The 24,601-nt window shown below is 65.5% G+C and carries 25 protein-coding genes; 16 read left to right on the top strand and 9 right to left on the bottom strand.

The window, feature by feature from the left end; genetic code table 11:
* The first annotated feature begins 84 nt into the window (after positions 1–84).
* The gene (locus GN330_RS21995; protein WP_106570996.1) at positions 85–438 is read left to right on the top strand and encodes a DUF2200 domain-containing protein; all 354 of its coding nucleotides are present in this window, start codon (positions 85–87) and stop codon (positions 436–438) included.
* Positions 439–482: 44 nt separating this feature from the next.
* On the opposite strand, the gene GN330_RS21990 is transcribed toward GN330_RS21995, so the two are convergent.
* On the bottom strand, positions 483–947 hold the full coding sequence (locus tag GN330_RS21990; protein WP_156715682.1) for a P-loop nucleotide/nucleoside kinase family protein: 465 nt from the start codon (positions 945–947) through the stop codon (positions 483–485).
* A gap of 283 nt (positions 948–1,230) precedes the next feature.
* Here GN330_RS21990 and GN330_RS21985 point away from each other — a divergent pair, with 283 nt between their 5' ends.
* Genes GN330_RS21985 through GN330_RS21970 form a run of 4 tightly spaced genes read left to right on the top strand, consistent with a single transcriptional unit; the run spans position 1,231 to position 3,821 of the window.
* Complete coding sequence (locus GN330_RS21985) at positions 1,231–1,941, top strand: hypothetical protein (protein ID WP_156715628.1); 711 nt, start codon at positions 1,231–1,233, stop codon at positions 1,939–1,941.
* Complete coding sequence (locus GN330_RS21980; RefSeq protein WP_156715625.1) at positions 1,922–2,383, top strand: DUF2019 domain-containing protein; 462 nt, start codon at positions 1,922–1,924, stop codon at positions 2,381–2,383. The genes GN330_RS21985 and GN330_RS21980 overlap by 20 nt, the downstream gene beginning before the upstream one ends.
* A 31-nt stretch (positions 2,384–2,414) precedes the next feature.
* Positions 2,415–2,876, top strand: coding sequence for a DUF2019 domain-containing protein (locus GN330_RS21975; RefSeq protein ID WP_197435277.1), 462 nt, complete (start codon positions 2,415–2,417; stop codon positions 2,874–2,876).
* 54 nt (positions 2,877–2,930) lie between these two features.
* Entirely contained in the window at positions 2,931–3,821 is an 891-nt protein-coding gene (locus GN330_RS21970; RefSeq protein ID WP_156715621.1) for an HNH endonuclease, read from the top strand.
* A 96-nt stretch (positions 3,822–3,917) separates the two neighbouring features.
* Here GN330_RS21970 and GN330_RS21965 read toward each other — a convergent pair whose 3' ends face one another.
* Entirely contained in the window at positions 3,918–4,976 is a 1,059-nt protein-coding gene (locus tag GN330_RS21965; RefSeq protein WP_156715680.1) for a calcium:cation antiporter, read from the bottom strand.
* A 215-nt stretch (positions 4,977–5,191) separates the two neighbouring features.
* Positions 5,192–5,791 carry a DUF922 domain-containing Zn-dependent protease gene (locus GN330_RS21960; protein WP_156715618.1) on the bottom strand — a complete coding sequence of 200 codons (600 nt, stop codon included), beginning with the start codon at positions 5,789–5,791 and terminating at the stop codon, positions 5,192–5,194.
* Positions 5,792–5,952: 161 nt separating this feature from the next.
* Here GN330_RS21960 and GN330_RS21955 point away from each other — a divergent pair, with 161 nt between their 5' ends.
* Complete coding sequence (locus GN330_RS21955) at positions 5,953–7,911, top strand: acetyl-CoA carboxylase biotin carboxylase subunit (RefSeq protein ID WP_156715615.1); 1,959 nt, start codon at positions 5,953–5,955, stop codon at positions 7,909–7,911.
* Positions 7,912–8,275: 364 nt separating this feature from the next.
* Here the strand turns inward: GN330_RS21955 and GN330_RS21950 are convergent, their stop codons facing one another.
* Positions 8,276–8,542, bottom strand: a complete 267-nt coding sequence (locus GN330_RS21950) for an SEL1-like repeat protein (RefSeq protein WP_156715613.1) — start codon at positions 8,540–8,542, stop codon at positions 8,276–8,278.
* Positions 8,543–8,942: 400 nt separating this feature from the next.
* Between GN330_RS21950 and GN330_RS21945 the strand changes: the two genes are divergently transcribed.
* The 5 genes from GN330_RS21945 (at position 8,943) to GN330_RS21930 (ending at position 12,587) form a co-directional block, all read left to right on the top strand.
* A complete protein-coding gene (locus GN330_RS21945) occupies positions 8,943–9,287 on the top strand; it encodes a DUF2147 domain-containing protein (RefSeq protein ID WP_156715611.1) in 345 nt (114 codons plus the stop codon).
* 239 nt (positions 9,288–9,526) lie between these two features.
* On the top strand, positions 9,527–9,694 hold the full coding sequence (locus GN330_RS23560) for a hypothetical protein (protein WP_197435276.1): 168 nt from the start codon (positions 9,527–9,529) through the stop codon (positions 9,692–9,694).
* A 49-nt stretch (positions 9,695–9,743) separates the two neighbouring features.
* Positions 9,744–9,941, top strand: a complete 198-nt coding sequence (locus GN330_RS21940) for a hypothetical protein (RefSeq protein WP_156715609.1) — start codon at positions 9,744–9,746, stop codon at positions 9,939–9,941.
* Positions 9,942–9,999: 58 nt separating this feature from the next.
* Complete coding sequence (locus tag GN330_RS21935) at positions 10,000–11,502, top strand: AMP nucleosidase (protein WP_156715607.1); 1,503 nt, start codon at positions 10,000–10,002, stop codon at positions 11,500–11,502.
* Positions 11,503–11,555: 53 nt separating this feature from the next.
* Complete coding sequence (locus GN330_RS21930) at positions 11,556–12,587, top strand: endonuclease/exonuclease/phosphatase family protein (protein WP_197435275.1); 1,032 nt, start codon at positions 11,556–11,558, stop codon at positions 12,585–12,587.
* Between the two features lie 39 nt (positions 12,588–12,626).
* Here GN330_RS21930 and GN330_RS21925 read toward each other — a convergent pair whose 3' ends face one another.
* The gene (locus GN330_RS21925) at positions 12,627–14,309 is read right to left on the bottom strand and encodes an electron transfer flavoprotein-ubiquinone oxidoreductase (RefSeq protein WP_156715601.1); all 1,683 of its coding nucleotides are present in this window, start codon (positions 14,307–14,309) and stop codon (positions 12,627–12,629) included.
* Positions 14,310–14,533: 224 nt separating this feature from the next.
* Here GN330_RS21925 and GN330_RS21920 point away from each other — a divergent pair, with 224 nt between their 5' ends.
* The 3 genes from GN330_RS21920 (at position 14,534) to GN330_RS21910 (ending at position 16,571) form a co-directional block, all read left to right on the top strand.
* Positions 14,534–15,157, top strand: a complete 624-nt coding sequence (locus GN330_RS21920; RefSeq protein ID WP_246188810.1) for a hypothetical protein — start codon at positions 14,534–14,536, stop codon at positions 15,155–15,157.
* A 69-nt stretch (positions 15,158–15,226) separates the two neighbouring features.
* On the top strand, positions 15,227–16,069 hold the full coding sequence (locus GN330_RS21915) for a uracil-DNA glycosylase family protein (protein ID WP_343041051.1): 843 nt from the start codon (positions 15,227–15,229) through the stop codon (positions 16,067–16,069).
* Positions 16,070–16,103: 34 nt separating this feature from the next.
* Positions 16,104–16,571, top strand: a complete 468-nt coding sequence (locus GN330_RS21910) for an MAPEG family protein (RefSeq protein WP_156715597.1) — start codon at positions 16,104–16,106, stop codon at positions 16,569–16,571.
* Between the two features lie 24 nt (positions 16,572–16,595).
* On the opposite strand, the gene GN330_RS21905 is transcribed toward GN330_RS21910, so the two are convergent.
* Both GN330_RS21905 and GN330_RS21900 read right to left on the bottom strand, forming a co-directional pair.
* On the bottom strand, positions 16,596–17,018 hold the full coding sequence (locus tag GN330_RS21905) for a PaaI family thioesterase (RefSeq protein WP_156715595.1): 423 nt from the start codon (positions 17,016–17,018) through the stop codon (positions 16,596–16,598).
* Positions 17,019–17,074: 56 nt separating this feature from the next.
* Complete coding sequence (locus tag GN330_RS21900; protein ID WP_156715593.1) at positions 17,075–17,473, bottom strand: hypothetical protein; 399 nt, start codon at positions 17,471–17,473, stop codon at positions 17,075–17,077.
* A 148-nt stretch (positions 17,474–17,621) separates the two neighbouring features.
* On the opposite strand from GN330_RS21900, the gene GN330_RS21895 reads away from it, so the two are divergent.
* Positions 17,622–18,449, top strand: coding sequence for a helix-turn-helix domain-containing protein (locus tag GN330_RS21895; protein WP_156715591.1), 828 nt, complete (start codon positions 17,622–17,624; stop codon positions 18,447–18,449).
* A gap of 4 nt (positions 18,450–18,453) precedes the next feature.
* Here the strand turns inward: GN330_RS21895 and GN330_RS21890 are convergent, their stop codons facing one another.
* Entirely contained in the window at positions 18,454–19,401 is a 948-nt protein-coding gene (locus GN330_RS21890; RefSeq protein WP_343041050.1) for a DMT family transporter, read from the bottom strand.
* Entirely contained in the window at positions 19,398–21,707 is a 2,310-nt protein-coding gene (locus tag GN330_RS21885) for a xanthine dehydrogenase family protein molybdopterin-binding subunit (RefSeq protein ID WP_156715587.1), read from the bottom strand. Before GN330_RS21885 ends, GN330_RS21890 begins: the two co-directional genes overlap by 4 nt.
* Before the next feature lie 161 nt (positions 21,708–21,868).
* Between GN330_RS21885 and pepN the strand changes: the two genes are divergently transcribed.
* Entirely contained in the window at positions 21,869–24,517 is a 2,649-nt protein-coding gene (gene pepN, locus GN330_RS21880; protein WP_156715585.1) for an aminopeptidase N, read from the top strand.
* The last annotated feature ends 84 nt before the right edge of the window (positions 24,518–24,601 follow it).

Genomic DNA, 24,601 nt, shown 5'->3' with positions numbered 1-24,601 from the left:
CCTCACGCCGCGCAGGCCTTGCATTTGGCGGCCGCCCACCGCAGGCTCCGCCGCACCGCGCACCACGATCACCGGGGAGCCCTGATGGCCAGGCACCGCATCTACACGACGAGTTTCGCCAGCGTCTATCCGCATTATGTCGCCAAGGCCGAGAAGAAGGGGCGCACGAAGCAGGAGGTCGACGAGATTATCGCCTGGCTGACCGGCTACGGACCCGCCGAGCTCGACGCCGTGCTCGCGGCAAAGACCGATTTCGAGACCTTCTTCGCCGAGGCGCCGAAGCCCAACCCGGCCCGCGACAAGGTCACCGGCGTGATTTGCGGCGTGCGCGTGGAAGAGGTCGAGGAGCCAACGATGCGCGAAATCCGTATCCTCGACAAGCTGGTCGACGAGTTGGCGAAGGGCAAGGCGATGGAGAAGATTTTGCGGACGACCTGACGCCCCCGCGCCGCATTCGCCGCCCCCGGGCGCGCCGCTCGCCCCTACCCCTGATCGTGCAGGACGATCGAAAACCCTTCGTCAGCCGAAGGCTCGACGAAATGGCTGGTAAAAAGGTCGAATTCGGCCTCGCTCACCCGGTGTTCGTGCCCGCCCCTCGCGTTGCGGACGGCGAGCCTCGCCGTGCACACGGCATCGCTCGCCCTGAGATAATGAAGCTCGTGCGCCGCACCCGCCTTTTCGAAGATGTCGCGCATCCAGGCGCGCGAGGAAGGTGTGTTGGCCTGGAAGTCGAGCACGACGGACACCGAGCGCAGCAGGTCGGCGACCAGCGGCGCCATGGCCTCGCGCAGCCGCCGCGTGCAGCGCGCATAGTCGTCGATCGTGGCGATCTCGCCCGGATAGAGCCGCGCCAGCCAGAAATCCTCGCTGATCAGCACGCTGTCCGGCGCCTGCGCCAGCCTCGCCGCCAGCGTCGACTTGCCGGAGGCGATCTTGCCGCAGATCATCAGGAGCTTTGGACGAGACAATTGCTTTTCCGTTCTGGTGGGCCGGCGCGGATCACAGGAATTTTAGGATCGGGCGTCAAGCTTGGCGATGGGGTTCCGCTCGGATACGGCTGGCTGCACCCGTCCCTTTGCTGCTGTTGCTGCCGACCCGATCGCGATCGTCATCCTCGGGCCTGACCCGAGGATCCATGCCTGAACGGTCCCGACCGACGCCTACGACACCAAACTTATCCACGCCTGCCGGCCCGCCGGTATCCTTCCCGAAGTGAGCCGAGGACATGGAATGCACGGACCCGACGTCACAGTGAAATACATCCGGCTCATTTGGCATCTCGCCGCGGAACGCGTGCGCCATGCCGGCAGCGGGATGCGATCGGTCATCAAAGCGAACCCAAACTGGCACCTCCAGCCGCGAGCGCCGGCAGGAACGCCCGAGGGTGGGCAGTGGATCGCCTATCTCACCGCCGGCGCCGCATCGATCCTGCCCGTCCTGATGCGCCTGGGCCCGAAGGCCGCGCGCCTCTTCCGCGAGATCGCTCGCCGCGTCGGGCCGACGCTCCGCCGGCTGCCGAAACAATGGGGCGAGAAGTCGAAGTTTCCCGACGAGGAGGAATTCGATACGGAAACACGCAGGATCGGCCCCATGTCGCGGCAACGGCCGGGCCAGCCGGTGCTGCGGTTCCGGAACGAGCGCGAACTGCGCAATTACCTCGGACCCGCAGGTCCCGGCCGTGAATGGCATCACATCGTCGAGAAAAGACTGGAGGTGCTTTTTTCGCCTGAACTCATTCACAGCACGGACAACATCATCAACCTGCCGGTTGACCTGCACCGCCACATCAATGGCAAGATGAGCCGCAAGTCGTCGGCCACGAACGATATCGTTCGCCGCTTCTACGTAAGTCGGTTCTCGTTTCGCGACCAATACAATCACGGCATCGACTTGATCAGAGAGGCAGCGGAAGAACTTGGCTATGACCCGGACAATCTCTGACAAGCCGACTGACGCGCTCGTGGCCGCCCTGGTCGAATACGAGGAGCAGCGGCGGCTCGCGATCCGCCGCGAGGACACGCCGGCCGCAAACCGGCTCTACGACAAGACGGTCCCCATCCTGAAAGAACTGGTGCTGAGAGAGCCCGAGGGCCGCGACGCGCTGGAGGCCCTGCTTCAGCATTCCTCGGCCTTCGTTCGCCTGTCGGCGGCGGCAAAGGTGCTCGGCTGGGCTCCGAACAAGGCAATCCCGGTTCTGGGGCGGCTTTACACCGAGGACCTCAAACCCGCCTACTCCCCCGCCGAGAGCGGTGACGTCCGCCTGACCGCGAAAGAATTGCTCTACCGCCATTTCGGCATTCGCAGCTTCAATCCGAACCATCTCATCGAGCCGCTCAAGGCCTATGGCATCGACTGGCCCTACCGGCCGCATTTCGATCGCTAGGCTGCCGCCAAGCGGGAGGGCAGACTTGGCTATGACCCGGACAATCTCTGACAAGCCGACTGGCGCGCTCGTGGCCGCCCTGGTCGAATACGAGGAGCAGCGGCGGCTCGCGATCCGCCGCGAGGACACGCCGGCGGCGAACAGGCTCTACGACAAGACGGTCCCCATCCTGAGGGAACTGGTGCTGAGAGAGCCCGAGGGCCGCGACGCGCTGGAGGCCCTGCTTCAGCATGCCTCGGCCTTCGTTCGCCTGTCGGCGGCTGCAAAGGTGCTCGGCTGGGCTCCGGACAAGGCGATCCCGGTGCTGGGGCGGCTTTACACCGAGGACCTCAAACCCGCCTACACCCCCGCCGAGAGCGGCAGCGTCCGCCTGACCGCGAAAGGTCTGCTCTACCGCCATTTCGGCATTCGCAGCTTCAATCCGAACCATCTCATCGAGCCGCTCAAGGCCTACGGCATCGACTGGCCCTACCGGCCGCATTTCGATCGCTAGGCTGCCGCCTAGCGGGAGATAGTCGGCACGCGAATATCGCGCTACGAAGGCTTCATGTCCTTCGGCGTCTTCATTCACCGCTCCGATTCTATCTACGACGACAGCCCATCGGAGCGCTACCAGTTCCCGCCGATGTATCTCAGCCGTGTGGAAGCCTGCGTCGGCGGCTGGATCGTCTATCTGGAACCGACCAAGGTCCCTGCCACGCGCGGCTATTTTGCGGTGGCAAAAGTTCAAGAGGTGATCGCTGATCCAGCAGTGCCCGGCATGTATCTCGCGATCATCGAGCCAGGCAGCTATCTCGATTTTGCCGATCCGGTGCCGTTCAGCAGTCCTGACGGCGTCATCGAGCGTGGCCTTCTGAACGAGGCCGGCAGGATCTCCGGCCGTGCCCAGGCTGCCGTGCGCCCGCTCGCGCCGGCCGATTTCCACCGCATCCTTGCCGCCGGACTAGGTGACGAGGACGCGTTTTTGCCGCGGGTCGGCGAGGCGGCCCGTTACGAGATCGACGAGGAGCAGGTGCCGTTCGAGCACGAGCGCGAGCGCGTGATACAATTGACGTCGCGGATCGTGCGCGACCGCGTCTTCCGCCGCGTCGTGCTTCGTGCCTATGGCGAGCGCTGCGCCGTCACCGGCCTGAAGCTGATCAACGGGCGCGGGCGCGCCGAGGTCGAGGCCGCCCATATCCGCCCGGTGGAGGCAAATGGGCCGGACAGTCTGCGCAATGGCATAGCGCTCTCCGGCACCGTCCACTGGATGTTCGATCGCGGGCTCATCTCGCTTGCCGACGATTTCGGCATCCTGGTGTCGCGGCAGGTCAACGACCAGGACAGTGTGCGGGCGATGATCAACCGCAGCGGGCGTGCCCTCGTTCCCCATCGCGGCCTGCAACGCCCCCATCCGCGATTTCTCGCCTGGCACCGCGAGCACTGCTTCAAGGCGTAAGCGGCACGGCGGGGAACACGCCGATGATCCGCGCGGCCGACCGCCGCTCGCCAGCCCTCGCGATCGCGACCTTCCGAAGCCCCGCCTTCGCCGCCGCTACGGCGCGGCGGCCAGGAGCACGAAGCAGGCGAAGATCACCAGGTGCACCACGCCCTGCAGGATGGTGGTGCGGCCGGTCGCCAGCGTCAGCGTGCCGGAAAACAGGGTCAGCGCCAGAAGCACGACATGCTCGCTCTCGAGCCCGAGCGTGAGCGGCTTGCCGAGCAGGAAGGAGGCGATCGCGATCGCCGGGATCGACAGGCCGACGCTGGCGATCGCCGAACCGGTCGACACGTTGAGGCTGGTCTGCAGACGGTTGAGGGCGGCCGCGCGCACCGCCGTCATGCCTTCCGGCAGCAAGACGATGGCGGCGATCACCACCCCGACAAAGGCCTCGGCGAAGCCGATCGCCGTAACGCCCTTTTCGACCGCCGGCGCCAGCGCCTCGGCCAGCATGATGACGGCGGCCAGCGACAAGGCCAGAAACGCCGCGCCGAGCGCGGTCTGGCCGTTCGAGGGCACGGCGTGGCCGGCGGCCTCGCCCGGGGTGGAGATGTCGAGGAAGTCGCCGCGATGACGCACAGTCTGAACGAACAAGAAGGTGCCATAAAGTACCAGCGACACCACGGTAACGAAGGCGAGCTGAACGGTCGAATAATAAGGGCCGTCGACGGCCAGGGTGAAATTCGGCAGGATCAGGGTCAGCGTCGCCAACACGCCGACCACGGAAAAGGCGGCGACCGCGCCGTGGCTCTGGAAGGACTGTTCGCGGTGGCGCAGGCCGCCGGTCAGCAGGCACAGGCCGACCACGCCGTTCAGCACCAGCATGACTGTGGCGAACACCGTGTCGCGCGCGACGGTGACGTCGCCCTCCGACGGGGCGAGCATCATCGACACGATCAGCGCCACCTCGATGACGGTGACCGCGCCGGCCAGCACGATCGACCCGAACGGCTCGCCGATGCGCGCGGAGATAATTTCGGCGAAATGCACGGCCGAAAACACCGTCGCCACCAGCACGACACCGGCGAGCGAAAGAAACGGCACCGATGTTTCATCGACAATGTGGAACTGTTCCAGCGCGATCAGCACGACCGCGGCAAGCGGGGCCAGCATCGGCCGCCAGGCGGCGCCACGGGGCGCTGAATGCGGGGCCTCCGCACCGGTTGCGCTGCTCATCGTGTCACCCTCCGCCCTTCGGTGGTTGCCTGGCGCGCCTGCCGCAACATCGCCTTGGTCGCGACCGGCATCCATCCCGCAGGATCACGCCTTACGGGCCGAAGCTATCCAGAGGGTTAAGACGACCGTGCGCGGCGGGCGGTGTGCCGGCCTCATCCGCCATTGACCAGCGCCAGCACGAGCTGCTGGACGTTGCCGCCCTGGCTCATTTCGACCTGGTCGAACTCACGGCTCATGCGGCGCTGTTCCTGCGACAGCGCGGCCAGTTTTTCGGTCAGCTCGACGCGGATCTTCCGGCATTTGGGATCGTTTTCGGTCCGCAGCCCAACCGAGACCGCCTCGATCTTTTCGACCAATTCCACGATCAGCGCGCCATGCACGCGCTCGTGTTTTTCGATCCCGTCGATGAAGCGCTTCCAGCGCGGACGCGTCTCGGGCGGCAGCGTGCCCTTCGGTTTCGGCAGCCGGTACGTGATGATAAGATGAGGCCGCGCGGCGGCAAGCGTGCAGCCGCCCCGCTCCGGCACATAGTTGCGCGACCATTTCAGGTCGAAATCGGTATAGGCGATGGCGCGGCCGACGCCGATCTTCGGGCCGTTCTCGCCGATCGAGCGATAAAGTTCGATGCCGGTTCGCCCCGAGATCGCGTAGGTCACGATTTTCTCGACCGGTTTCCAGTCAGCCGCCGCCGCCGGCAGCGCCGAGGCCGGCAAGCCGGCAAGGAAACAGAAAACGCGCAGGCCGGTCCGCAATCGATGATCCTCTTCGACAAATCGGTTCGGATGGGGTGCAGTGACGGGCACTGTTCACAAACGGCCCGATTTGGCAAGCTTTCAGCGCCGGCGCCGGCTGGACTTGGCCGCCCGGACATGGCTTAACCGGCGGGTCGTTCGGCGCCTTTCGTGGAGGATGAATGTTTTCCAAGATCCTGATCGCCAATCGCGGCGAAATCGCCTGTCGCGTCATCCGCACCGCCCGGCGCCTCGGCGTCAAGACGGTCGCGGTCTATTCCGAGGCCGACCGGCGCGCCATGCATGTGGCGATGGCCGACGAGGCGGTGGCGATCGGCCCCGCGCCGGTGGCGGAAAGCTATCTGGTCGGCGAACGGATCATCGAGGCGGCGCGGGAGACCGGCGCCGAGGCGATCCATCCCGGCTACGGCTTCCTGTCGGAGAATCCCGATTTCGTCGACCAGGTGGTCGCCGCGGGGCTGGTGTTCATCGGCCCGTCGGCCGGTTCTATCCGCGCCATGGGCCTGAAGGACGCCGCCAAGCGGCTGATGGAAAAGGCCGGCGTGCCGGTCGTGCCCGGCTATCACGGCGACGGCCAGGCGCTGGTGCTTCTGGCCGGCAAGGCCAAGGAGATCGGCTATCCGGTGCTGATCAAGGCGCGCGCCGGCGGCGGCGGCAAGGGCATGCGCCGGGTCGACGATCCGGCCGATTTCGCCGAGGCGCTGGCGGCGGCACAGCGCGAGGCCAAGGCGGCCTTCGGCGACCCCAGGGTGCTGATCGAAAAATATGTCGAAAAACCCCGCCATATCGAGGTGCAGGTGTTCGGCGACGATCACGGCCATGCGGTGCATCTTTACGAACGCGACTGCTCGGCCCAGCGCCGGCACCAGAAGGTGATCGAGGAGGCGCCGGCGCCTGGCATGACCACCGAGATGCGCGCGGCCATGACCGCTGCAGCGGTGAAGGCGGCGATCGCGATCGACTATAGCGGGGCCGGCACGATCGAGTTCATCGTCGACGCCTCGGACGGGCTCAAGCCGGACCGGTTCTGGTTCATGGAGATGAATACGCGACTGCAGGTCGAGCATCCGGTCACCGAGATGGTGACGGGCGTCGACCTGGTCGAGTGGCAGTTGCGCGTGGCCGCCGGCGAGGCCCTGCCGAAGACGCAGGAGGACATTCGGCTCGACGGCCACGCCTTCGAGGCGCGAATCTATGCCGAGGACGCCACGCGCGATTTCCTGCCGGCGATCGGAACCCTGCATCACCTGGCGTTCCCAGGTGACATCGGCGGCGACACGGTGGTGCGCGTCGACACCGGGGTTGCGGCCGGTGACGCGATCTCGCCCTTCTACGACCCGATGATCGCCAAGCTGGTCACCAAGGGGGCGGACCGCGCGGCAGCGCTTGGCGGCCTGATCGCGGCGCTGGAAAAAACGCAGGTCGCGGGCTCGATCGTCAATATCCCGTTCCTGGCCGCGCTCGCCGGCGACGCCGATTTTTCGGCCGGCGAGGTCGACACCGGTATGATCGCGCGCAAGCAGGAGACCCTAACCGCGATCGCCGCGCCCGGCGCGGCCGTCGTGGCGCGGGCGGCGCTCGCCGCCTCGGGTGCGGTCCACGATGCAACCTCGGCCGATCCATGGGACACGCTTGCCGGCTATGCGCATTTCAACCCGATCGCGCGGCGCGTGCGGCTCATCCGCGACGGCGAGGAGATCACGGCCAGTGTCACCGCCCGCCCCGGCGGGGCCTTTGCGGTCAGGCTCGGCGACAAAAGCGAGTTCGTGTTCGACGCGCTGCATGCCAGTTCGGCCGCCGTCGCGCTGTGGCCCGGTCATGTGACCGTGTTCGAGGGCGCGGTCGGCCATAATTTCTCGATCCCCGATCCGGTCGCCGAGGCCGAGGATCAGGCAGCCGGAACGGACACGATCCGCGCCCCGATGCCGGGGCTGGTCAAGGTGGCGCGCGCGGCCGAGGGCGACCGGGTGACGAAAGGTCAGGCTTTGCTGGTGCTGGAGGCGATGAAGATGGAACACACCATCGCCGCCGGCCAGGACGGCACGATTGCCGAAATCGTGGCCGAGGGCGCGCAGGTCACCGACGGAACGATGCTGGTACGGTTCGCCGCCGCCGAGTGATCGTAACGCTTGGCAGGCCGCGCTCGGTCCGCCTCGTCGAAGGGGCCTGCATGTGGCCCGAACGTGCCGTCTTTCGCCGGTCCGTTCGGGATCGGCTGGGCGATCGGCTACAAATACGACCAACGCGAAAGCGTCCGACTACCGGAGCCGCTCATGCTGATGGCGGCGGCAACGGCCACCCGGCTGGTAGACATCGCGCTGCCCGTGGCCGGCGTTCCGGGCCTCAAGTTCTTTTCGGGCGCGTATGCAGGCCTGCAAAAACACGAAAGCCGCGACGGCCCATCCGTGGCCAGCGCGGCTTTCCTGGTTGGCGACGCCCCGGCGGCCTTTGCCCCCGCCCGCCGCCTGGCCGTGAGGGCCGGGCTCAATGCATGGTCATCCATTCGCGCGCCTCGCGCAGGGCGCGGGCGATTTCCATCTTGGACATGGAGGCGGCGATCTCGCCGCGCAGCGCCACGGCGCGCTCCGAGCCCTTGATGGCGGCAATGTTGAACCATTTATGTGCCGCCACCATGTCGACGTCGCAATCGCGACCGGTCGCATACATCATACCGAGCTCGAACAGAATGTCGGCCTGGGCCGTGTTTCCGATACCGCCAACACCGGCTTCAAGCATCTCATATCGCGCCATTTTTCAGTCCCCTGTTGTGTCCCGTCGTGGCGGCCCGGTTGGGTTCGGTGTGCCGCCGTTTCGATGGTTTCGAGAATGGCGACGAGGCTTGAATCCGCCGTTAAATGGCGTGCTTAATTTGGAGAAAATGAAATGAAAACAAGATGTAAACCAAGGAATTCGTTAAGGATCACACCCTGCGGGATTCCGGGGAATCAGCGCCTGTGTCGTTAAAATGCCGACGGGCGCCGGCAAGGTTTGGCTAACCACGGTCACGAATGGGCCGATGAGGAACGCCCGAAATTCGCTCGCCAAATCGGCACAAATTCCCCAGCATGACGACTTTCGCTGCGGCGCGAGCTGGTTTACGTTGACGTTTGCGTAAGACGAGGGGGTTCAACCCCGACCAGGGAGGAAACGGATGAAGAGACTTTTCGCGATCACCCTTGCAACCGTGTTTTTGTCGGCCGGAGCGGCCTTGGCCGACCCGATCGAGGGAAACTGGAAAACAGAATCCGGCGAAACCGCCGGCATTGCCAAATGCGGCGGCAGTTTCTGCATCACGCTGAAGACCGGTGCGCACAAGGGCAAGCAGATCGGTCAGATGCAGGCGAGCGGCGGCGGCAAATACAAGGGCAAGATCACCGACCCGGCCGACGACAAGACCTATTCGGGCAAAGCGTCTATCTCGGGATCCTCGATGAAGATGAGCGGCTGCGTATTCGGTGGACTGATCTGCAAATCGCAGGCCTGGAAGAAGCAGTAAGCCGCGCCGGAGGCAGCATACGTAATATCGGTCGGACGACGCGCAGTCGCTTGTCGCCCCAAAAAGCCTTGGCAAACCCCGTCGCTCCGCGGCGGGGTTTTTCGTTGCAAACGGGCGCCAGCGGCGCACGGACTTTCTTCTTCCCACCCGCATGTGACCACATGAACGGCCGATGAACGGCGCTCTCAGGGCAGGTTCAGGCCCGTCATGGGAGAAGGAGGCGCAAGAAGGGAAAACACATGCTCGCGCGCCGCCTCACCATAGTCACGCTGCTTGTCCTGATTTTCGGGTTCGGCTTTTCGATCCTCGTCGCCGAAGTCAGCCGCCCGGCGCGCTCGTTCGAAATCGGCCTGTTCATCCCGTGTGTGTTCGAACAGGGCCTAGTCTGCACACCGCCGGCGCGCTGATACAGCGCGTCCAAAAGAACAATAACGTCAATCCGGAAAGCTCCCCACAGTGAACAATCCCGTTGCCCGTATCCCGGCGGTGCTTGCCGCCGCCGCCCGCTTCGCAGTTCTCGCCGCGGCCTTGTGCGTGCCGCTTCTCGCCATGCCGGCGAAGGGCGGGAACGATGCGATCCTGGTCGGAGGCGACATCAGTGCGACCAGCGGCGCCGGGCTGGTGATCGTTGTCGGGCTGCGGCGTGCGCGATAAACCGCCGCGACGTCGCCTGCCCCCTCCCCGAACGCGCCGAGTCTCTCTATAATGGGATATGGAAAAGCGAATCTATCCACAGCCGATCGAGACGATCGAGCGACCCGAACCCTATATCCGGCAGAGTTTTACCGACGCCAAGGCGGCGGTGCGGGCGCTCCGAGCGCTCTATGAGCGCAACACCGCGTTCCTGCGCGCATCCTTCAACGGCCTCGCCGATGGCGGCGCGGCCGACCGGCGCTACCGCGCCTATTACCCCGAGATCGGCGTCACCGTGTCGAGCTACGACCAGATCGACACGCGGCTTGCCTACGGCCACATGCCCTCGCCGGGGCAATATTCGACCACCATCACCCGGCCGGACCTTTTTGAGAGCTACCTGACCGATCAGCTGGCATTGATTATCCGCAATCACGGCGTGCCGATCACCGTATGCGAATCCGAAACCCCGATCCCGCTGCATTTCGCGTTCGGCGAAGGTGCCTATGTCGAGGCGGCGGTGGCCGACAGCATCAAACGGCCGCTGCGCGATCTGTTCGACGTGCCCGACCTCAACGGCACGGACGACCATATCGTCAACGGAACGCACGAGCTCGCCCTGGGCGAACCGATGCCGATCGCGCCGTTCACGGCCCAGCGGATCGACTATTCGCTGCACCGGCTGTCGCACTACACCGCGACCAGCGCGAGCCATTTCCAGAATTTCGTGCTGTTCACCAACTACCAGTTCTATATCGACGAATTCTGTGCCCATGCGCGCACGCTGATGGCCAAGGGCGGCGAAGGTTACACAAGCTTCGTTGAACCCGGCAATCTGGTGACCGACGCCGGCGAAAGCGCTCCGGGAAGCGGCCAGGCGGCGCCGCGGCTGCCGCAGATGCCGGCCTATCATCTGACCCGGCCAGACCATTCGGGCATCACCATGGTCAATATCGGCGTCGGCCCGTCCAACGCCAAGACCATCACCGACCATATCGCGGTGCTGCGGCCGCATGCCTGGCTGATGCTTGGCCATTGCGCCGGCCTGAGAAACACCCAGGCGCTCGGCGATTACGTGCTGGCGCACGCCTATGTGCGCGAAGACCATGTGCTGGACGACGATCTCCCGGTCTGGGTACCGATCCCGGCGCTGGCCGAAGTGCAAGTGGCCATGCAGGAGGCGGTCGCGGAAGTCACGGGCCTGGCCGGCTACGAGCTCAAGCGCATCATGCGTACCGGCACGGTCGCAACCATCGACAATCGCAACTGGGAATTGCGCGACCAGCGCGGGCCGGTGCAGCGCCTGTCGCAGTCGCGGGCGATCGCGCTCGACATGGAATCGGCCACCATCGCCGCCAACGGGTTCCGCTTCCGCGTGCCCTACGGCACGTTGCTGTGCGTTTCCGACAAGCCGCTGCACGGCGAACTGAAGCTGCCGGGCATGGCGACCGACTTCTACAAGCGCCAGGTCGCCCAGCACCTGACGATCGGCATCCGGGCGCTGGAAAAGCTCGCCGAAATGCCGCCCGAGAGACTGCATTCGCGCAAGCTGAGGAGCTTTTCGGAGACCGCCTTCCAATAGCTCGTCGCGGCGCGACCATGATCGTGCCGCACTTGCCGGCTTCAAGGCGAGGCATGACCGGTTCGACGCACAAGAAATCCCGCGCACGCAGCCTGTTCTCAAGCGTTTGCCTGGCGGCCACGCTGGGCCTGGCGCTGGCGCTTGCGGCCGGCTTTGCAGGAGCGCTCCACCCGGCGTTCGATTCGTTCGCGCATCTGCGGGTCCATGTCGCCGGACTGCTGGTTGTTGCGGGACTGATCGTCTTTGCGCTCGGCGCGCCTCGGATCGGGGCCGGCGCCGCCATCGTGGCGGGCCTGGCGGTGGCCTCAACGCTCTCGAACCCGTTCTGGCACAGCCCGGCGGCGGCCGAGGCGGGTAGCGGGTGGCCGGACGCCCCGCGCTACCGGCTTTTGCAGTTGAACCTGCGTTTCGACCATCCCGAGCCCAACCGGGTCCTGTCGCTGATCGCTCGCACACACCCCGATATCGTCACCCTCAACGAGGTCTCGCCGCATTGGCGGGTGGCGATCGAGCGGATCGCCGTCGCCTATCCGCACCGGCTGGTCTGCGCGGCGAGAGCGGGCGTCGGCGGCGTCGCAATCCTGTCGCGCCGGCCGTTTGCTGAAACAGCCGAAAAATCCTGCGCGCTCGGCGGCCGCTTCGCGCATGCGGGCATCGATCTCGGCGGCACGACGATCACCGTGGCGGCGGTGCATTTCGGCTGGCCGTGGCCATCAAAGCAGGTCGTCGAAGCCGCCAGGCTTGCCCCGGCAATCGCCGCGCTGGACGGCCCGACGATCCTGGCCGGCGACTTCAACGCTACGCCGTGGAGCGCATTTTTCACCCGGTTCGTGACGGATGGCGGTTTCGAGGCCCCGCCGCGCGTCGGCGTCACCTGGCTGCATCACGCATTGCCGCCATCGCTGAGGCCGGCGCTTGGCTTGCCGATCGACCACGTGATGACGAGGGGCGGCATCCGGCTCATCCAAACCCGGACCGGCGAGGACGCGGGTTCCGACCATGTGCCGGTTCTGGCCGATTTCGTGCTCGATACGCCCGCCGGCGCGGAGCCGATCGTGGCGATCGCACACGCGGCCAGCCGGTGACGCATCGTCTTTAACCCAACCGGGCGCGGTCGGCCGGGCTCACATATTCGGGTAGACCGGCCCCTCCCCGCCCTGCGGCGGCACCCAGTTGATGTTCTGGTTCGGGTCCTTGATGTCGCAGGTCTTGCAGTGCACGCAGTTCTGCGCGTTGATGACGAAACGCGCGTCGGCGGTGCCGGGCTTGTCGGCGACGGAATCGCCCTCCGCATCGACCCATTCATAGACGCCGGCCGGGCAATAGCGCGCCGAAGGCCCTGCGAACTTGTCGAACTCCGAAACCTTTTGCAGTTCCATGTCCTTGACTTGGAGGTGGACCGGCTGGTCCTCTGCGTGGTTGGTGTTGGACAAAAACACCGAGGACAGACGATCGAAGGTCAGAACGCCGTCGGGCTTTGGATAGTCGATCTTCTTGTGCGCGGAGGCCGGCTCGAGTGCTGCCGCATCGGTCTTGCCGTGCTTGAGCGTGCCGAACAGCGAAAAGCCGAACAGCGTGTTCAGCCACATGTCGAACCCGCCGAGTCCGACGCCGAGATAAAGCCCGAAGCGCGACCACAGCGGCTTGACATTGCGCACCTTCTTCAGGTCACGGCCGATTTCGCTTGCCCGCCAGGCCTCGTCATAACCGCCAAGCTCGTCACCCGCCCGGCCGGCGCCCAGCGCCTCGGCCGCGCTTTCGGCCGCCATCATGCCCGACAGCACCGCATTGTGAGAGCCTTTGATGCGCGGCAGATTGACGAAGCCGGCCGAGCAGCCGAGCAGCGCGCCGCCCGGGAAGACGAGCTTGGGCACAGACTGGAAACCGCCCTCGGTGATCGCCCTGGCGCCGTAGGAGACGCGCTTGGCGTCCTCGAAGGTAGCGCGGATCGCCGGATGCGTCTTGAAACGCTGGAATTCGGCGAAGGGCGCGAGATAGGGGTTTTTGTAGTTCAGGTGAACGACGAACCCGACCGCGACCTGATTGTCCTCCAGATGATAGAGGAAGGAGCCGCCGCCGGTCTGCCTGTCGAGCGGCCAGCCGAAGGAATGCTGGACGAGGCCCGGCTTGTGGTTTTCCGGCTTGACCTGCCAGAGTTCCTTGAGCCCGATGCCGAATTTCTGCGGCTCGCTGTCCCGGTCGAGATCGAACTTGGCAATCAGCTGTTTGGCCAGCGAGCCACGCACGCCCTCGCCGATCAGCGTGTATTTGCCGAGCAGCGCCATGCCCGGCGCGTAGTTCGGCCCCTTGCTACCATCGCGCTCGACGCCCATGTCGCCGGTGGCGACGCCGATGACGGCGCCGGCATCGTCGTAGAGCACTTCGGCGGCGGCGAAACCGGGATAGATTTCCACGCCGAGCGCCTCGGCACGGCCGGCCAGCCAGCGGCAGACATTGCCGAGCGAAACGATATAGTTGCCGTGATTGTTCATCAGCGGCGGCATCAGGAAATTGGGAATGCGGATCGAGCCCGCCGGTCCCAGAAGCAAAAACTGGTCGTCGGCGACGGCCGTCTTGAAGGGATGGTCAGCATCATCGCGCCAGTCCGGCAACAGCTTGTCGATGCCGACCGGATCGACCACGGCGCCTGAGAGAATATGCGCGCCAACCTCGGCGCCCTTTTCGAGCACGACGACGGACAGGTCGGCATTGAGCTGCTTCAAACGGATCGCCGCGGACAGTCCCGCCGGTCCCGCGCCGACGATCACCACGTCGAATTCCATGCTTTCGCGTTCGGCTTCGCTCATTCACTCCTCCAAATCGGCGCCCGTAGCACCATCATTCGACCTTCGCCTGTCACAAAAAAACTTCCTCCGCCATACCTTAGCGGCGGCGCGAACGAAAGAAACCGTGATGGCGACACAGCGCCGCTGTTTTGCGCGTCAACATACTTACTTTAACGTAAACGTCAAAAAACATCCAGACTGCGACCCCGCCTTGTCCGGGCCGCAAAGTCGGGCATACTTGGCCGATGGAAACGGCACGCAAACGGCGCGCGGCCACGCGACTGGGTCGTTGGCTTGCCGCCCTCTTGTGGCTGACTGCCCTGGCGCCGCCCGCCGCAGCGCAAGACGGGAAGCGTTGGCGCGCCGGCGCCTATTCCTTTTCCGACGAGTTGGGCGGCTTCACGATCCTGTCGGCCAGCGGCGTCGGCACACGCGACGATCCGGTCGTACTGACGCAGGAGTTCTATTCGGCCAGCCCGGTGACGCTGGTGATCCGGGCCGAAGCGCCGATCCGGCTCTACAGTTTCGACGGCAAGTTCGCCAACGGGTTTCTCAGACTGGTCGTGGTGGCGCGTAACGCCAGCGGACTTGCCTGGCACGAATTCGAGTTCGAGCTTCAAGAAACGCTCGGCCAGCCGAGCGTGTTTGGCGACGGCCTGTCCTTCAACCAGCGCCAGGTCGGGCAAGAAGGCGTGTTTTCCGGCGGGTTCGCCCGTCATCAACGCGATTTCGAGCCCTATGACCGGCTGCTTTTCACAGAAGGGACCGTCGATCCCGGCAAACAGACCGATTTCGGCTTCCTGATTTCGGATTTCACCCCGAAATTGACCTTCTTCCTGGTCCAGGATCCACGCATCCCGCTGTCGTAAAACAGCGCGGGCCGTTTTCATCACGGCGCGAAAGCTCTACTGATCAGGGACCAAGAACAAGGTGACGGCGTGAGCGACCTGCGCGAACTGCTTTTCTTTTATGCCGACAGCGGCGCCGACGAGGCGCTTGGGGAAGAGCCCGTCAACCGTCTGGCTTCGAAGAAGCCGCCGGCGCGCGTGCGACAGGCAGCGCCTGCGGACGGCGAGCGGGAAGCGCCGGCGCAAGCGCGCCCGACCACGCCCGCACGAGCGGTCACGGACGAGCCCGTGCCGACCCCGGCTGCGATCCCCGACGAGCGCCAGACCGAACGGGCCCGCGAGCTCGCGCGTACCGCCGGCTCGCTGGAGGAATTGCGGGCGCTGCTGGCGGATTTCGACGGCTGCAATTTGAAATTCACCGCCAAGAATTTGGCCTTTTCCGACGGCGATCCCACCGCCGACGTGATGTTCGTCGGTGAGGCGCCGGGCCGCGACGAGGATCTTCAGGGCCTGCCCTTCGTGGGGCGCTCGGGCAAGCTGCTCGACCGCATGCTGGCCGCGATCGGCCTCGACCGCGGCAAAGCCTATATCGCCAACGTGATCCCCTGGCGTCCGCCCGGCAACCGCACGCCGACGCCGCTGGAGACGGAAATCTGCCGGCCGTTCATCGAGCGCCAGATCGAGCTCGCCGCGCCGAAAGTGCTCGTCACCCTCGGCGGCCCGTCGGCGAAGGCGCTGCTGCGCACCCAGGAGGGCATTTTGCGCATGCGCGGCAGCTGGCGCACGCACACAACCGCCTCGGGGATCGAGATTCCGGCTATGCCGACCCTGCATCCGGCCTATCTGTTGCGCAATCCGGCCCACAAGCGCCTGGCCTGGCGGGATTTTCTGGCCCTGAAACTGAAATTGCAGGAGCTCCGGGACAGTCCTTGAAGGTTGATCGGCGACCAAAAATCCGGAGGGAACAATGCAAACCCTATCGCTTTCCGACCCGATCCTTGCCGCTTATGCGATTGCGGCAAGCCTGATGATCCTGAAGGTCGTGGCGATGTCGTGGCTGACGGTCGTGCGCATGATGCAGGAAAATGCCGGGCTGCGGGCGCCCGAGGACATCAAGCCAACGCGCCTCAACCCCAATCCAGATCCTGTACAGCTCCAGCCCAACGAACGCGTCGAACGCGTCCGGCGCATCCAAATGAACGATCTGGAAAACGTGCCGTTTTTCCTGGTCGCCGGATTTCTCTACACACTCACCGCGCCGCCGCTCTGGCTGGCGCAGCTTCTGTTCTACGGCTACGCCGTCACGCGTTTCCTGCATTTCGGCGCCTATTTCACCGGCCAGATCCACGACATACGCGCGGCCCTGTGGACGCCCGGATCGCTGATCATCATCTTCATGAGCGTCCGCGTTCTTCTAGCCGCGCTCGGTGTCTGATCCGGGCCGGGCGACTCAAGCCATTTATGCCTCGCGCAGGAAGATGCGACTTGTGACGATGCCAGTGGCGATCGCCCGTCCCCGCGGATCGCGCACGGCGATATCGGCCACCGTCTGCGTGCGTCCGCGCTGGACCACGACCGCCTCGGCCGCGAGATCACAGGCGTGCGCCGGCGCGAGATAGGCGATGCTCATGGTCGCGGTGGCGCCGCCGGCAACGCTGTCGCCGATCCCCGACGCGGACGCCGCCGCGCCGGCAATGTCGATCAGCGTGGCGATGACGCCGCCATGGACGATGTCGTCCACTGTCACATTGTCGGGATCGAAGGGGAGCGTCGCAACGACCCGGTCGGGTTCGACCGTCGTGAACCGCAGACCGATCCGACGGGCGACCGGCGAACCGGCAAGCACCTGGTCGATCCATTGTCGCGCATCGGGATGTATCATCGTCTTTTCCTTTCGGTCCCGGCCCGGCGACACCCGGGCGCCGCGTCGATAGTCGATCAGGCGCCTTGCGCCCCGGCCGCACGCAGGCTCGCGACCTGGAGCACGGCAAAAGCGGTGACGGCGAGCGCCTGGGCGACAACGAAGGCGATGCCGAGCAGGTTGGGCTCGACCAGCCCGGCGATCAGCATGCCGAAGCTCGCCGCGACCCACAGCGCGTTGAGGGCGACGATGTCGATCATGAGAAGGTGTGCGATCCGCTCCCTGCGGGCCGCAAAAACCAGCATGGCGACGAAAGGAAACAGCACCAGCCCAGCCCATAACAGCAAAGGCTGCGGCAGGCCGAGCAGCGGCGACAGCAGCCCGGCGCCGCCCGCCATCAACACGGCGGCCGCGCCGCTGACGACAGCGTCCAGATAAAGCGCATTGCGCAGGAAGGGCGTGACGGTGACAGTCATGGTAAATCTCCTCAATCCGTGTTGGTCGGCGCCGCGGCCTATGGCGGCGGTTGCGTCCGACTGGAGCGAACCATGACGTCGGATCGCGACGCTGGCGATTACCCGCAAGGTAATGGGAATGCGCGCCGGGCTCGGTTATCAATCATTTATGAGCACGAACCCCTCCCCTACCGCCGGCGGCCTGATCCGCGAATGGCGCACCCGCAGGCGGATGAGCCAACTCGACCTCGCGCTCGAGGCCGAGATATCGCAACGCCATCTGAGTTTCGTGGAAAGCGGTCGCGCAACGCCCTCGCGCGATATGGTGCTGCATCTGGCCGAGCGGCTGGACGTGCCGCTGCGCGCGCGCAACCGCATCCTGCTGGCGGCCGGCTATGCGCCGGGTTTCGCCGAGCGCTCACTTGATGATCCATCGCTCGGCCAGGCCATGGCCGCGGTCGAGCAGGTGCTGAAGGGGCATGAGCCGTTTCCGGCGATCGCCGTCGACCGGCACTGGAACCTGGTCAAGGCCAACCGGGCGATCGCGCCATTTCTTCAGGGCGCCGCCGATCCCGCCCTTTTGGAACCGCCCGTCAACGTGCTGCGGCTCAGCCTGCATCCGGACGGGCTCGCGCCGCGCATCGTCAACCTCGCCGAATGGCGCGACCACCTTCTGGAGCGGCTGCGTCGCCTCAATGAGACCGTGGCCGATGCCGGGCTGGCGACACTCGAAGACGAATTGCGCGGCTATCCGGCACCGGCGCGCGACCGGCCGAAAACCCGCCAACCCGAGGGCCCGCTGGTCGTGGTGCCGCTGAAGCTTAAGATTGGCGAGGAGGTGCTGTCGCTGATCTCGACGATCACGGTCTTCGGCACGCCGCTCGACGTGTCTCTGTCGGAACTGGCGATCGAATCGTTTTTCCCCGCCGACGCGCGTTCCGGAGAAATCCTGCGCGCGCTCGCCGCCGACGAAAGCGCGAAAAGCACGCCGTCCTGAACCCTCATCCCTGCGGCGGAGTCACCCTACGGGCGGCGCCGCGCTCCAGGCCGAGCCGATGCTCGCGCCAGATGATGAACAGGCCCGCGCCGACGACAATCGCCCCGCCGACGATGACGTGGATGGTGGGGATATCGCCGAAAACCGTATAGCCGATGGCGATGCCGAGCAGCATGGAGGTGTATTCGAACGGCGCGATGGTCGACATGTCGGCGTGGCGATAGCTTTCCGTCATCAGAATCTGTCCGACGCCGCCGCACAGTCCCGCCATGACCAGCATCACCGCCTGCAGCGGGGCCAGCGCCGCCCAGCCGAACGGCAGGGTCAACAGCCCGGCGACGGTGGCGGTGACGGAAAACCAGAACACGATCGTCGGCGATCCCTCCGTCTTGACCAGCCGGCGTACCAGCAGCATGGCGACCGCCGAGACCACCGCGCCAACCAGGGCGGCCAGCACGCCAAGCGCCTCGCCGCGGCCAAGGTCCGCGCCCGACGACAAGAGCGTGAGCTTGGGCCAGGAGATGATCGTGACACCAATCAGCCCGACCACCACCGCGCCCCAGCGGAAGATGCGCACCGTCTCGCCGAAGACCAGCGCGCTCAGCATCACCACGATCAGCGGCTGGGCGTAGTTGATGGCGATCCATTCCGGCAGCGGCAGACGCGTCAGGGCGAAAAAGCCGAGCCCCATGGCGATGACACCGACGACGCCGCGCGCGATATGGCTCAGCGGCCGGCTGGTGCGGAAGGCGACGGCGAGTTCGCGGCGGAAAACCATCACCGCCACCACCGGGATGACGGCGAACAGCGAGCGGAAGAACACGATCTGGCCGGGCGGCACTTCGCCCGAGGCCTTGATGAAGGTCGACATGGCGACGAAAGCGCAGACCGCGGCGACCTTGAGCGTGATCCCGGTGAGCGGTCTTCGATCGTCGTCCGGCAGCGGACTCACGTCGTGGCAGCGTCCGCGATCGCCTGCCAGATACGCGATGGCGTCGCCGGCATGTCTATATGACGGATGCCGTAGCCGCGATAGAGCGCGTCGGTGACGGCGTTCATGACGGCCGGCGTGGCGCCGATCGTGCCGGCCTCGCCCGCCCCCTTGATGCCGAGCGCATTGGTGGTGGACGGCACGTTGCGGGTCTCGAACGAAAAGGACGGCACATCATCGGCGCGCGGCATGGCGTAATCCATGAAGCTCGCCGTGATAAGCTGGCCGTCCTCGGCATAGACGGTGTCTTCGATCAGTGCCTGGCCGGCGCCCTGAACCACGCCGCCATGGACCTGGCCGGCAAGCAGGACCGGGTTCACCGTCGCACCGAAATCATCGACGATGGTGTAGGTCAGGATTTCGACATCGCCGGTATGCGGCTCGATTTCGAGTTCGCAGATATGGGTGCCGTTCGGATAGGTCGCCTCGTCCTGGACGAACTCGCCCATGCCCTTCAGGTCCTCGGGCTTGCCTGCCGCCTTGGCGATGGCGGCGAAATCCATCGACCGGTCGGTGCCGACGATGCGCGCCGTGCCATCGACGAGTTCGATGTCGGCGGCGGCCGCCTCGAGTTCATCGGCGGCGATCTTGCGGATCTTGCCGGCAAGATCCTCGCCGGCCCGTGCCGCCGACACCCCGCCGAGCGGGATCGAGCGCGATCCCCCGGTGCCGCCGCCGGTTGCAAGCGCGTCGGTGTCGCCCTGATGCACCGTGATGCGGTCGATCGGCAGATCGAGCTTTTCCGACACGAACTGCGCATAGGCGGTGGCGTGACCCTGCCCGTTCGACTGGGTGCCGATCTTGAGCGTCACCGTACCGTCGCCGTTCAACTCGACATGGGCGGGTTCGGAACCGGCAAAAGCGCAAGCCTCGATATAGGTCGCCATGCCGATGCCACGCAGCCGGCCACGGGCGCGCGAGGCGCCCGCGCGTTCGGCAAAGCCCGCCCAATCGGCCCGCTCCAGCGCCTGGTCCATGTGGCCCTCGAACTCGCCGACATCGTAGAGACGCCCGGTCTGGGTGCGATAGGGAAACTGCTCTGGGCGGATGAAGTTACGCCGCCTGATCTCGTCGGGCGCCAGCCCCATCTCGCGCGCGCATTCGTCGACGAGCTTTTCCAGCAGGAACGCGGCTTCCGGCCGTCCGGCGCCGCGATAGGCGTCGACCGGACAGGTGTTGGTGAACACGCCAGCGATCGAAACGTCGAGCGCCTGGATATCGTAGACACCGGTCGACATGGTCGCGCCGACAAACGGAATGAACGGCCCGTACTGGGAGTTGTAGGCGCCCATATTGGCGACGATAGCGACGCGCAGGCCAAGGAAACGGCCGTCGTCGTCCATGGCCATTTCCGCCTCGACCTGATTGTCGCGCCCCTGCGCGTCGGTCATGAAATGCTCCGCGCGGTCGCCGGTCCACTTGACCGGACGGCCGAGCCGCCTGGCCGCTTCCAGCACCAGCGGATACTCGCGATAGACGAAGGTTTTGGGGCCGAACCCGCCGCCGACATCGGGCGTCACAACCCGCAGCTTTTCCGCCGGCATGGCGAACACCTGCTCGGCGATGATGCGGCGCATGGAATGCACGCCCTGCGAGCCGGTGGTCAACACGAAACGGTCCTCGTCGGCGCGCCATTCGCCGAGCGCGGCACGCGGCTCCATATAGTTGCAGACCAGCCGGTTGTTGCGGAAGGCGATGCGGGCAAAGCGCGTCGCCTTGGCGAAGGCGGTGTCGGCCTTTTCGCGCTCGCCGAGCAGATATTCGAAGGATTTGTTGGAGCCCGCCTCGGGCCACACCAGCGGCGCGTCGGCGTCCAGTGCGCTGGCGGTCGCGGCGATCGCCGGCCGGTCCTCGAATGCGACATCGATCATCTCGGCCGCGTCCTGGGCCTGGGCGCGGCTTTCGGCGACGACGAAGGCGATCGCGTCGCCGACATAACGCACCTGGTCCCGGCACAGGATCGGAATATCGCGGGTCGGCGCGCGCGTGCCGTCAGGCTGGCGCTGCATGGCCGGCGATTTCAGCGGGTTGAGATGAGCAATATCGGCACCCGTCAGTACAAGGTGCACGCCGGGCGCGGCCTTAGCAGCGTCCGTCGACCCTATCTTGAAGCCGGCATTGGCCATCTGTGAGCGCAGCACGTAACCATGCAAGGTGCCCTCGGGCGCGATGTCGTCGGTATACCGGCCCTTGCCGGTGATGAAGGCGGCGTCCTCGACACGCAGGACCGAAGCGCCCATTCCGAATTTCGGCGTCAACACCGTCATGTCATAGTCCGATCGTTGATTTGGAGAACCACGGCGGGATAAGCCACGCCTCAGTTTTGTCGAGCCGCCGTGTCGTGTAAAGGGCAGACGGACGAATTTGTTGTGCCACGTCCGGCCGTAACCGGCAACGGCCGTGGCGCACTCCAGGGAAAGGTCGGAGCATGCGTTCGGATACCGGTCAGGTTTTCAAGCTCGAGGATTACAGCCCCTCCGACTACCTCATCCCCGCGACCCATCTCACCTTCCGGCTCGACCCGGAACAGACGTTGGTGATCACCGAACTTGCGATCGAACGGCGCGACGGCGCGAGGCGGGGAAAGACGCCACTGGTGCTCGATGGCGACGGACTCGACCTCGTATCGGTTGAGATCGACGGCAAGCCGGTCGCCGAGGACGACCGCACGGTTTCGCCCGACCGGCTGAGCCTGCACGCGCTGCCCGCGGCAAGGACGTTCACGCTCACCATGACAACCCGGCTCGCGCCGGCGCGCAACGAAGCGCTGATGGGGCTCTATCGCTCCAACGGCGTCTATTGCACCCAATGCGAGGCCGAGGGCTTCCGTCGCATCACCTATTTCCTCGACCGGCCGGACATCCTATCGGTCTACACGGTGCGCATCGAGGCGGACCGCCGATCAACCCCGCTCATGCTTTCCAACGGCAATCCGGGCGAAACCGGCGCCTTGCCGGATGGCCGCCATTTCGCCGTCTGGCACGACCCTTTTCCCAAGCCGTCCTATCTGTTCGCGCTGGTTGCCGGCGACCTCGCCTTCGTCAAGGACCAGCTGGTCACGCGCTCGGGCCGGTCGGTCGAACTCGGCATCTATGTCGAACACGGCAAGCAGGACCGCACGGCCTACGCCATGGATGCGCTGAAACGTTCGATGATCTGGGACGAGACGGCGTTCGGGCGCGAATACGATCTCGACGTGTTCAACATCGTCGCCGTCTCCGACTTCAACATGGGGGCGATGGAAAACAAGGGCCTCAACATCTTCAACGACAAATATGTACTTGCCGACGAAGACACAGCCACCGACGCCGACTTCGCCAATATCGAGGCGATCATCGCGCATGAATATTTTCACAATTGGACAGGAAACAGAATCACTTGCCGTGATTGGTTCCAGCTTTGCCTGAAGGAAGGGCTGACCGTCTATCGCGACCACGAATTTTCCGCCGACCAGCGCTCGCGCGCGGTCAAGCGGATCGCCGAGGTCCGGCTCCTGAAAGGCCATCAATTTCCCGAGGACCAGGGACCGCTGGCCCATCCGGTGCGCCCGCGCCGCTATCGCGAGATCAACAATTTCTACACGGCAACCGTCTACGAGAAAGGATCGGAAGTCGTGCGCATGATCCGCACCGTGCTCGGCGCGGACGCGTTCCGGCAGGGCATGGACCTCTATTTCGAGCGCCATGACGGCGAGGCGGCGACCGTGGAGGATTTCGTCAAGGCGTTCGAGGACGCCTCCGGCCAGGACCTGTCGCAATTCTTTTTGTGGTACCAGCAGGCCGGCACACCCAACGTCACCGCCAAGGCCACCTACTCGGCCGCTGACAAGGAACTGGTGCTGGAGATCGAGCAATCGGTTCCGCCAACGCCGGGCGAAAGCCGTAAGCGCGTCATGCATATCCCGCTGGCCTTCGGCCTGGTCGGCCCGGATGGCGAAGACATGGGCTGGGACCATGTCGAGGGCGCGACCGTCAGGAACGGCGTCATCCATCTGCGCAAGCGCAGCCACAGGCTACGCTTCCAAGGGATCGGCAAACGGCCGCGACTGTCCCTCAATCGGGGCTTTTCCGCACCGGTGACGCTGTCGGTTGAGGAAAAGCGCGCCGACCGACTGTTCCTGGCGCGCCACGACGGCGATCTCTATGGGCGCTGGCAGGCGCTCAACACGCTGCTGATCGACACGCTGATCCGCGGCGCGCGCCACATCCGGGGCGGCCGTGACGCCGTCCTGCCCGACGACCTCGTCGCGCTGTGCGGCGACATCGTCGGAGACGATGCGCTGGAACCGGCCTACCGGGCGCTTGCCCTCACCCTGCCGGCCGAAGCCGACATTGCCCGCGAGATGGGCAGCAATATCGACCCCGACGCGATCCTGGCGGCGCGTACGCGGCTGGCGCGGGCGATCGGAAGCGCGCACGCCGCCGCCTTCAAGGCGCTGCACGAGGCGATGTCGGATACGGGGCCGTTCAGCCCCGATGCCGAAAGCGCGGGGCGCAGGGCGCTGAAGAACGTGGTGCTCGATTATCTCGCCGCGCAGTCGGACGACGCCGCGCCGGCGGCGCGGCACTATGCCGAGGCGGGCAACATGACCGACCGGGCGGCCGCGCTCGCGGTGCTCGTCAACCGCCATGCCGGCGCCGCGGAAACGACGGAGGCCTTGGCGGATTTCGAACGGACATACCGCGACGATCCGCTGGTGCTCGACAAATGGTTCCAGATCCAGGCGGCAGCGCCCGGACCAGAGACGCTCGACACGGTGCGCGCGCTCGTCGATCACCCGGCCTTCTCGATTGCCAATCCGAATCGGCTGCGCGCCCTGGTCGGAACGTTTTCCAGCGCCAACCAGACCGGATTTCACCGCGCCGACGGCGAAGGCTATCGTTTCTTCGGCGACATCATCCTTAAGGTCGACCGCAAGAACCCGCAGGTGGCGGCCCGACTGGCGACGGCGCTGCGGTCCTGGCGGTCGCTGGAACCGGAACGCAGGGCGGTGGCGCGCGAAGCGCTGTTGCGCATGGTCTCGGCGGAGGGACTGTCGGTGGACTTGCGCGACATCGTCGAGCGAACACTCGCGTGAAGAAACGTCCGGCTTCGCCAAAAACCTTAAAATTTTACGAATTCGGCCTCCCGGCACTGGACAAGGCGAATCGCGTTTGATTCT

It is taken from the genome of Nitratireductor arenosus (genome assembly GCF_009742725.1).
In the GTDB taxonomy this organism is placed as follows: domain Bacteria; phylum Pseudomonadota; class Alphaproteobacteria; order Rhizobiales; family Rhizobiaceae; genus Mangrovimarina; species Mangrovimarina arenosa.
Note: the sequence above shows the minus strand (reverse complement) of the source record. Positions and strands in the feature narration are given on the sequence as shown.

Bases quoted from the DNA above. Each gene is read 5' to 3' on its own strand.
- GN330_RS21995 (WP_106570996.1), top strand. From the start codon at position 85: ATGGCCAGGCACCGCATCTACACGACGAGTTTCGCCAGCGTCTATCCG.
- GN330_RS21965 (WP_156715680.1), bottom strand. From the start codon at position 4,976: ATGCTGGCCCCGCTTGCCGCGGTCGTGCTGATCGCGCTGGAACAGTTC.
- GN330_RS21945 (WP_156715611.1), top strand. From the start codon at position 8,943: ATGAAGAGACTTTTCGCGATCACCCTTGCAACCGTGTTTTTGTCGGCC.
- pepN (WP_156715585.1), top strand. From the start codon at position 21,869: ATGCGTTCGGATACCGGTCAGGTTTTCAAGCTCGAGGATTACAGCCCC.
- GN330_RS21935 (WP_156715607.1), top strand. From the start codon at position 10,000: ATGGAAAAGCGAATCTATCCACAGCCGATCGAGACGATCGAGCGACCC.
- GN330_RS21980 (WP_156715625.1), top strand. From the start codon at position 1,922: ATGACCCGGACAATCTCTGACAAGCCGACTGACGCGCTCGTGGCCGCC.
- GN330_RS21955 (WP_156715615.1), top strand. From the start codon at position 5,953: ATGTTTTCCAAGATCCTGATCGCCAATCGCGGCGAAATCGCCTGTCGC.
- GN330_RS21925 (WP_156715601.1), bottom strand. From the start codon at position 14,309: ATGAGCGAAGCCGAACGCGAAAGCATGGAATTCGACGTGGTGATCGTC.
- GN330_RS21900 (WP_156715593.1), bottom strand. From the start codon at position 17,473: ATGACTGTCACCGTCACGCCCTTCCTGCGCAATGCGCTTTATCTGGAC.
- GN330_RS21895 (WP_156715591.1), top strand. From the start codon at position 17,622: ATGAGCACGAACCCCTCCCCTACCGCCGGCGGCCTGATCCGCGAATGG.
- GN330_RS21970 (WP_156715621.1), top strand. From the start codon at position 2,931: ATGTCCTTCGGCGTCTTCATTCACCGCTCCGATTCTATCTACGACGAC.
- GN330_RS21975 (WP_197435277.1), top strand. From the start codon at position 2,415: ATGACCCGGACAATCTCTGACAAGCCGACTGGCGCGCTCGTGGCCGCC.
- GN330_RS21910 (WP_156715597.1), top strand. From the start codon at position 16,104: ATGCAAACCCTATCGCTTTCCGACCCGATCCTTGCCGCTTATGCGATT.
- GN330_RS21990 (WP_156715682.1), bottom strand. From the start codon at position 947: ATGATCTGCGGCAAGATCGCCTCCGGCAAGTCGACGCTGGCGGCGAGG.
- GN330_RS21950 (WP_156715613.1), bottom strand. From the start codon at position 8,542: ATGGCGCGATATGAGATGCTTGAAGCCGGTGTTGGCGGTATCGGAAAC.
- GN330_RS21930 (WP_197435275.1), top strand. From the start codon at position 11,556: ATGACCGGTTCGACGCACAAGAAATCCCGCGCACGCAGCCTGTTCTCA.
- GN330_RS21905 (WP_156715595.1), bottom strand. From the start codon at position 17,018: ATGATACATCCCGATGCGCGACAATGGATCGACCAGGTGCTTGCCGGT.
- GN330_RS23560 (WP_197435276.1), top strand. From the start codon at position 9,527: ATGCTCGCGCGCCGCCTCACCATAGTCACGCTGCTTGTCCTGATTTTC.
- GN330_RS21985 (WP_156715628.1), top strand. From the start codon at position 1,231: ATGCACGGACCCGACGTCACAGTGAAATACATCCGGCTCATTTGGCAT.
- GN330_RS21920 (WP_246188810.1), top strand. From the start codon at position 14,534: ATGGAAACGGCACGCAAACGGCGCGCGGCCACGCGACTGGGTCGTTGG.
- GN330_RS21885 (WP_156715587.1), bottom strand. From the start codon at position 21,707: ATGACGGTGTTGACGCCGAAATTCGGAATGGGCGCTTCGGTCCTGCGT.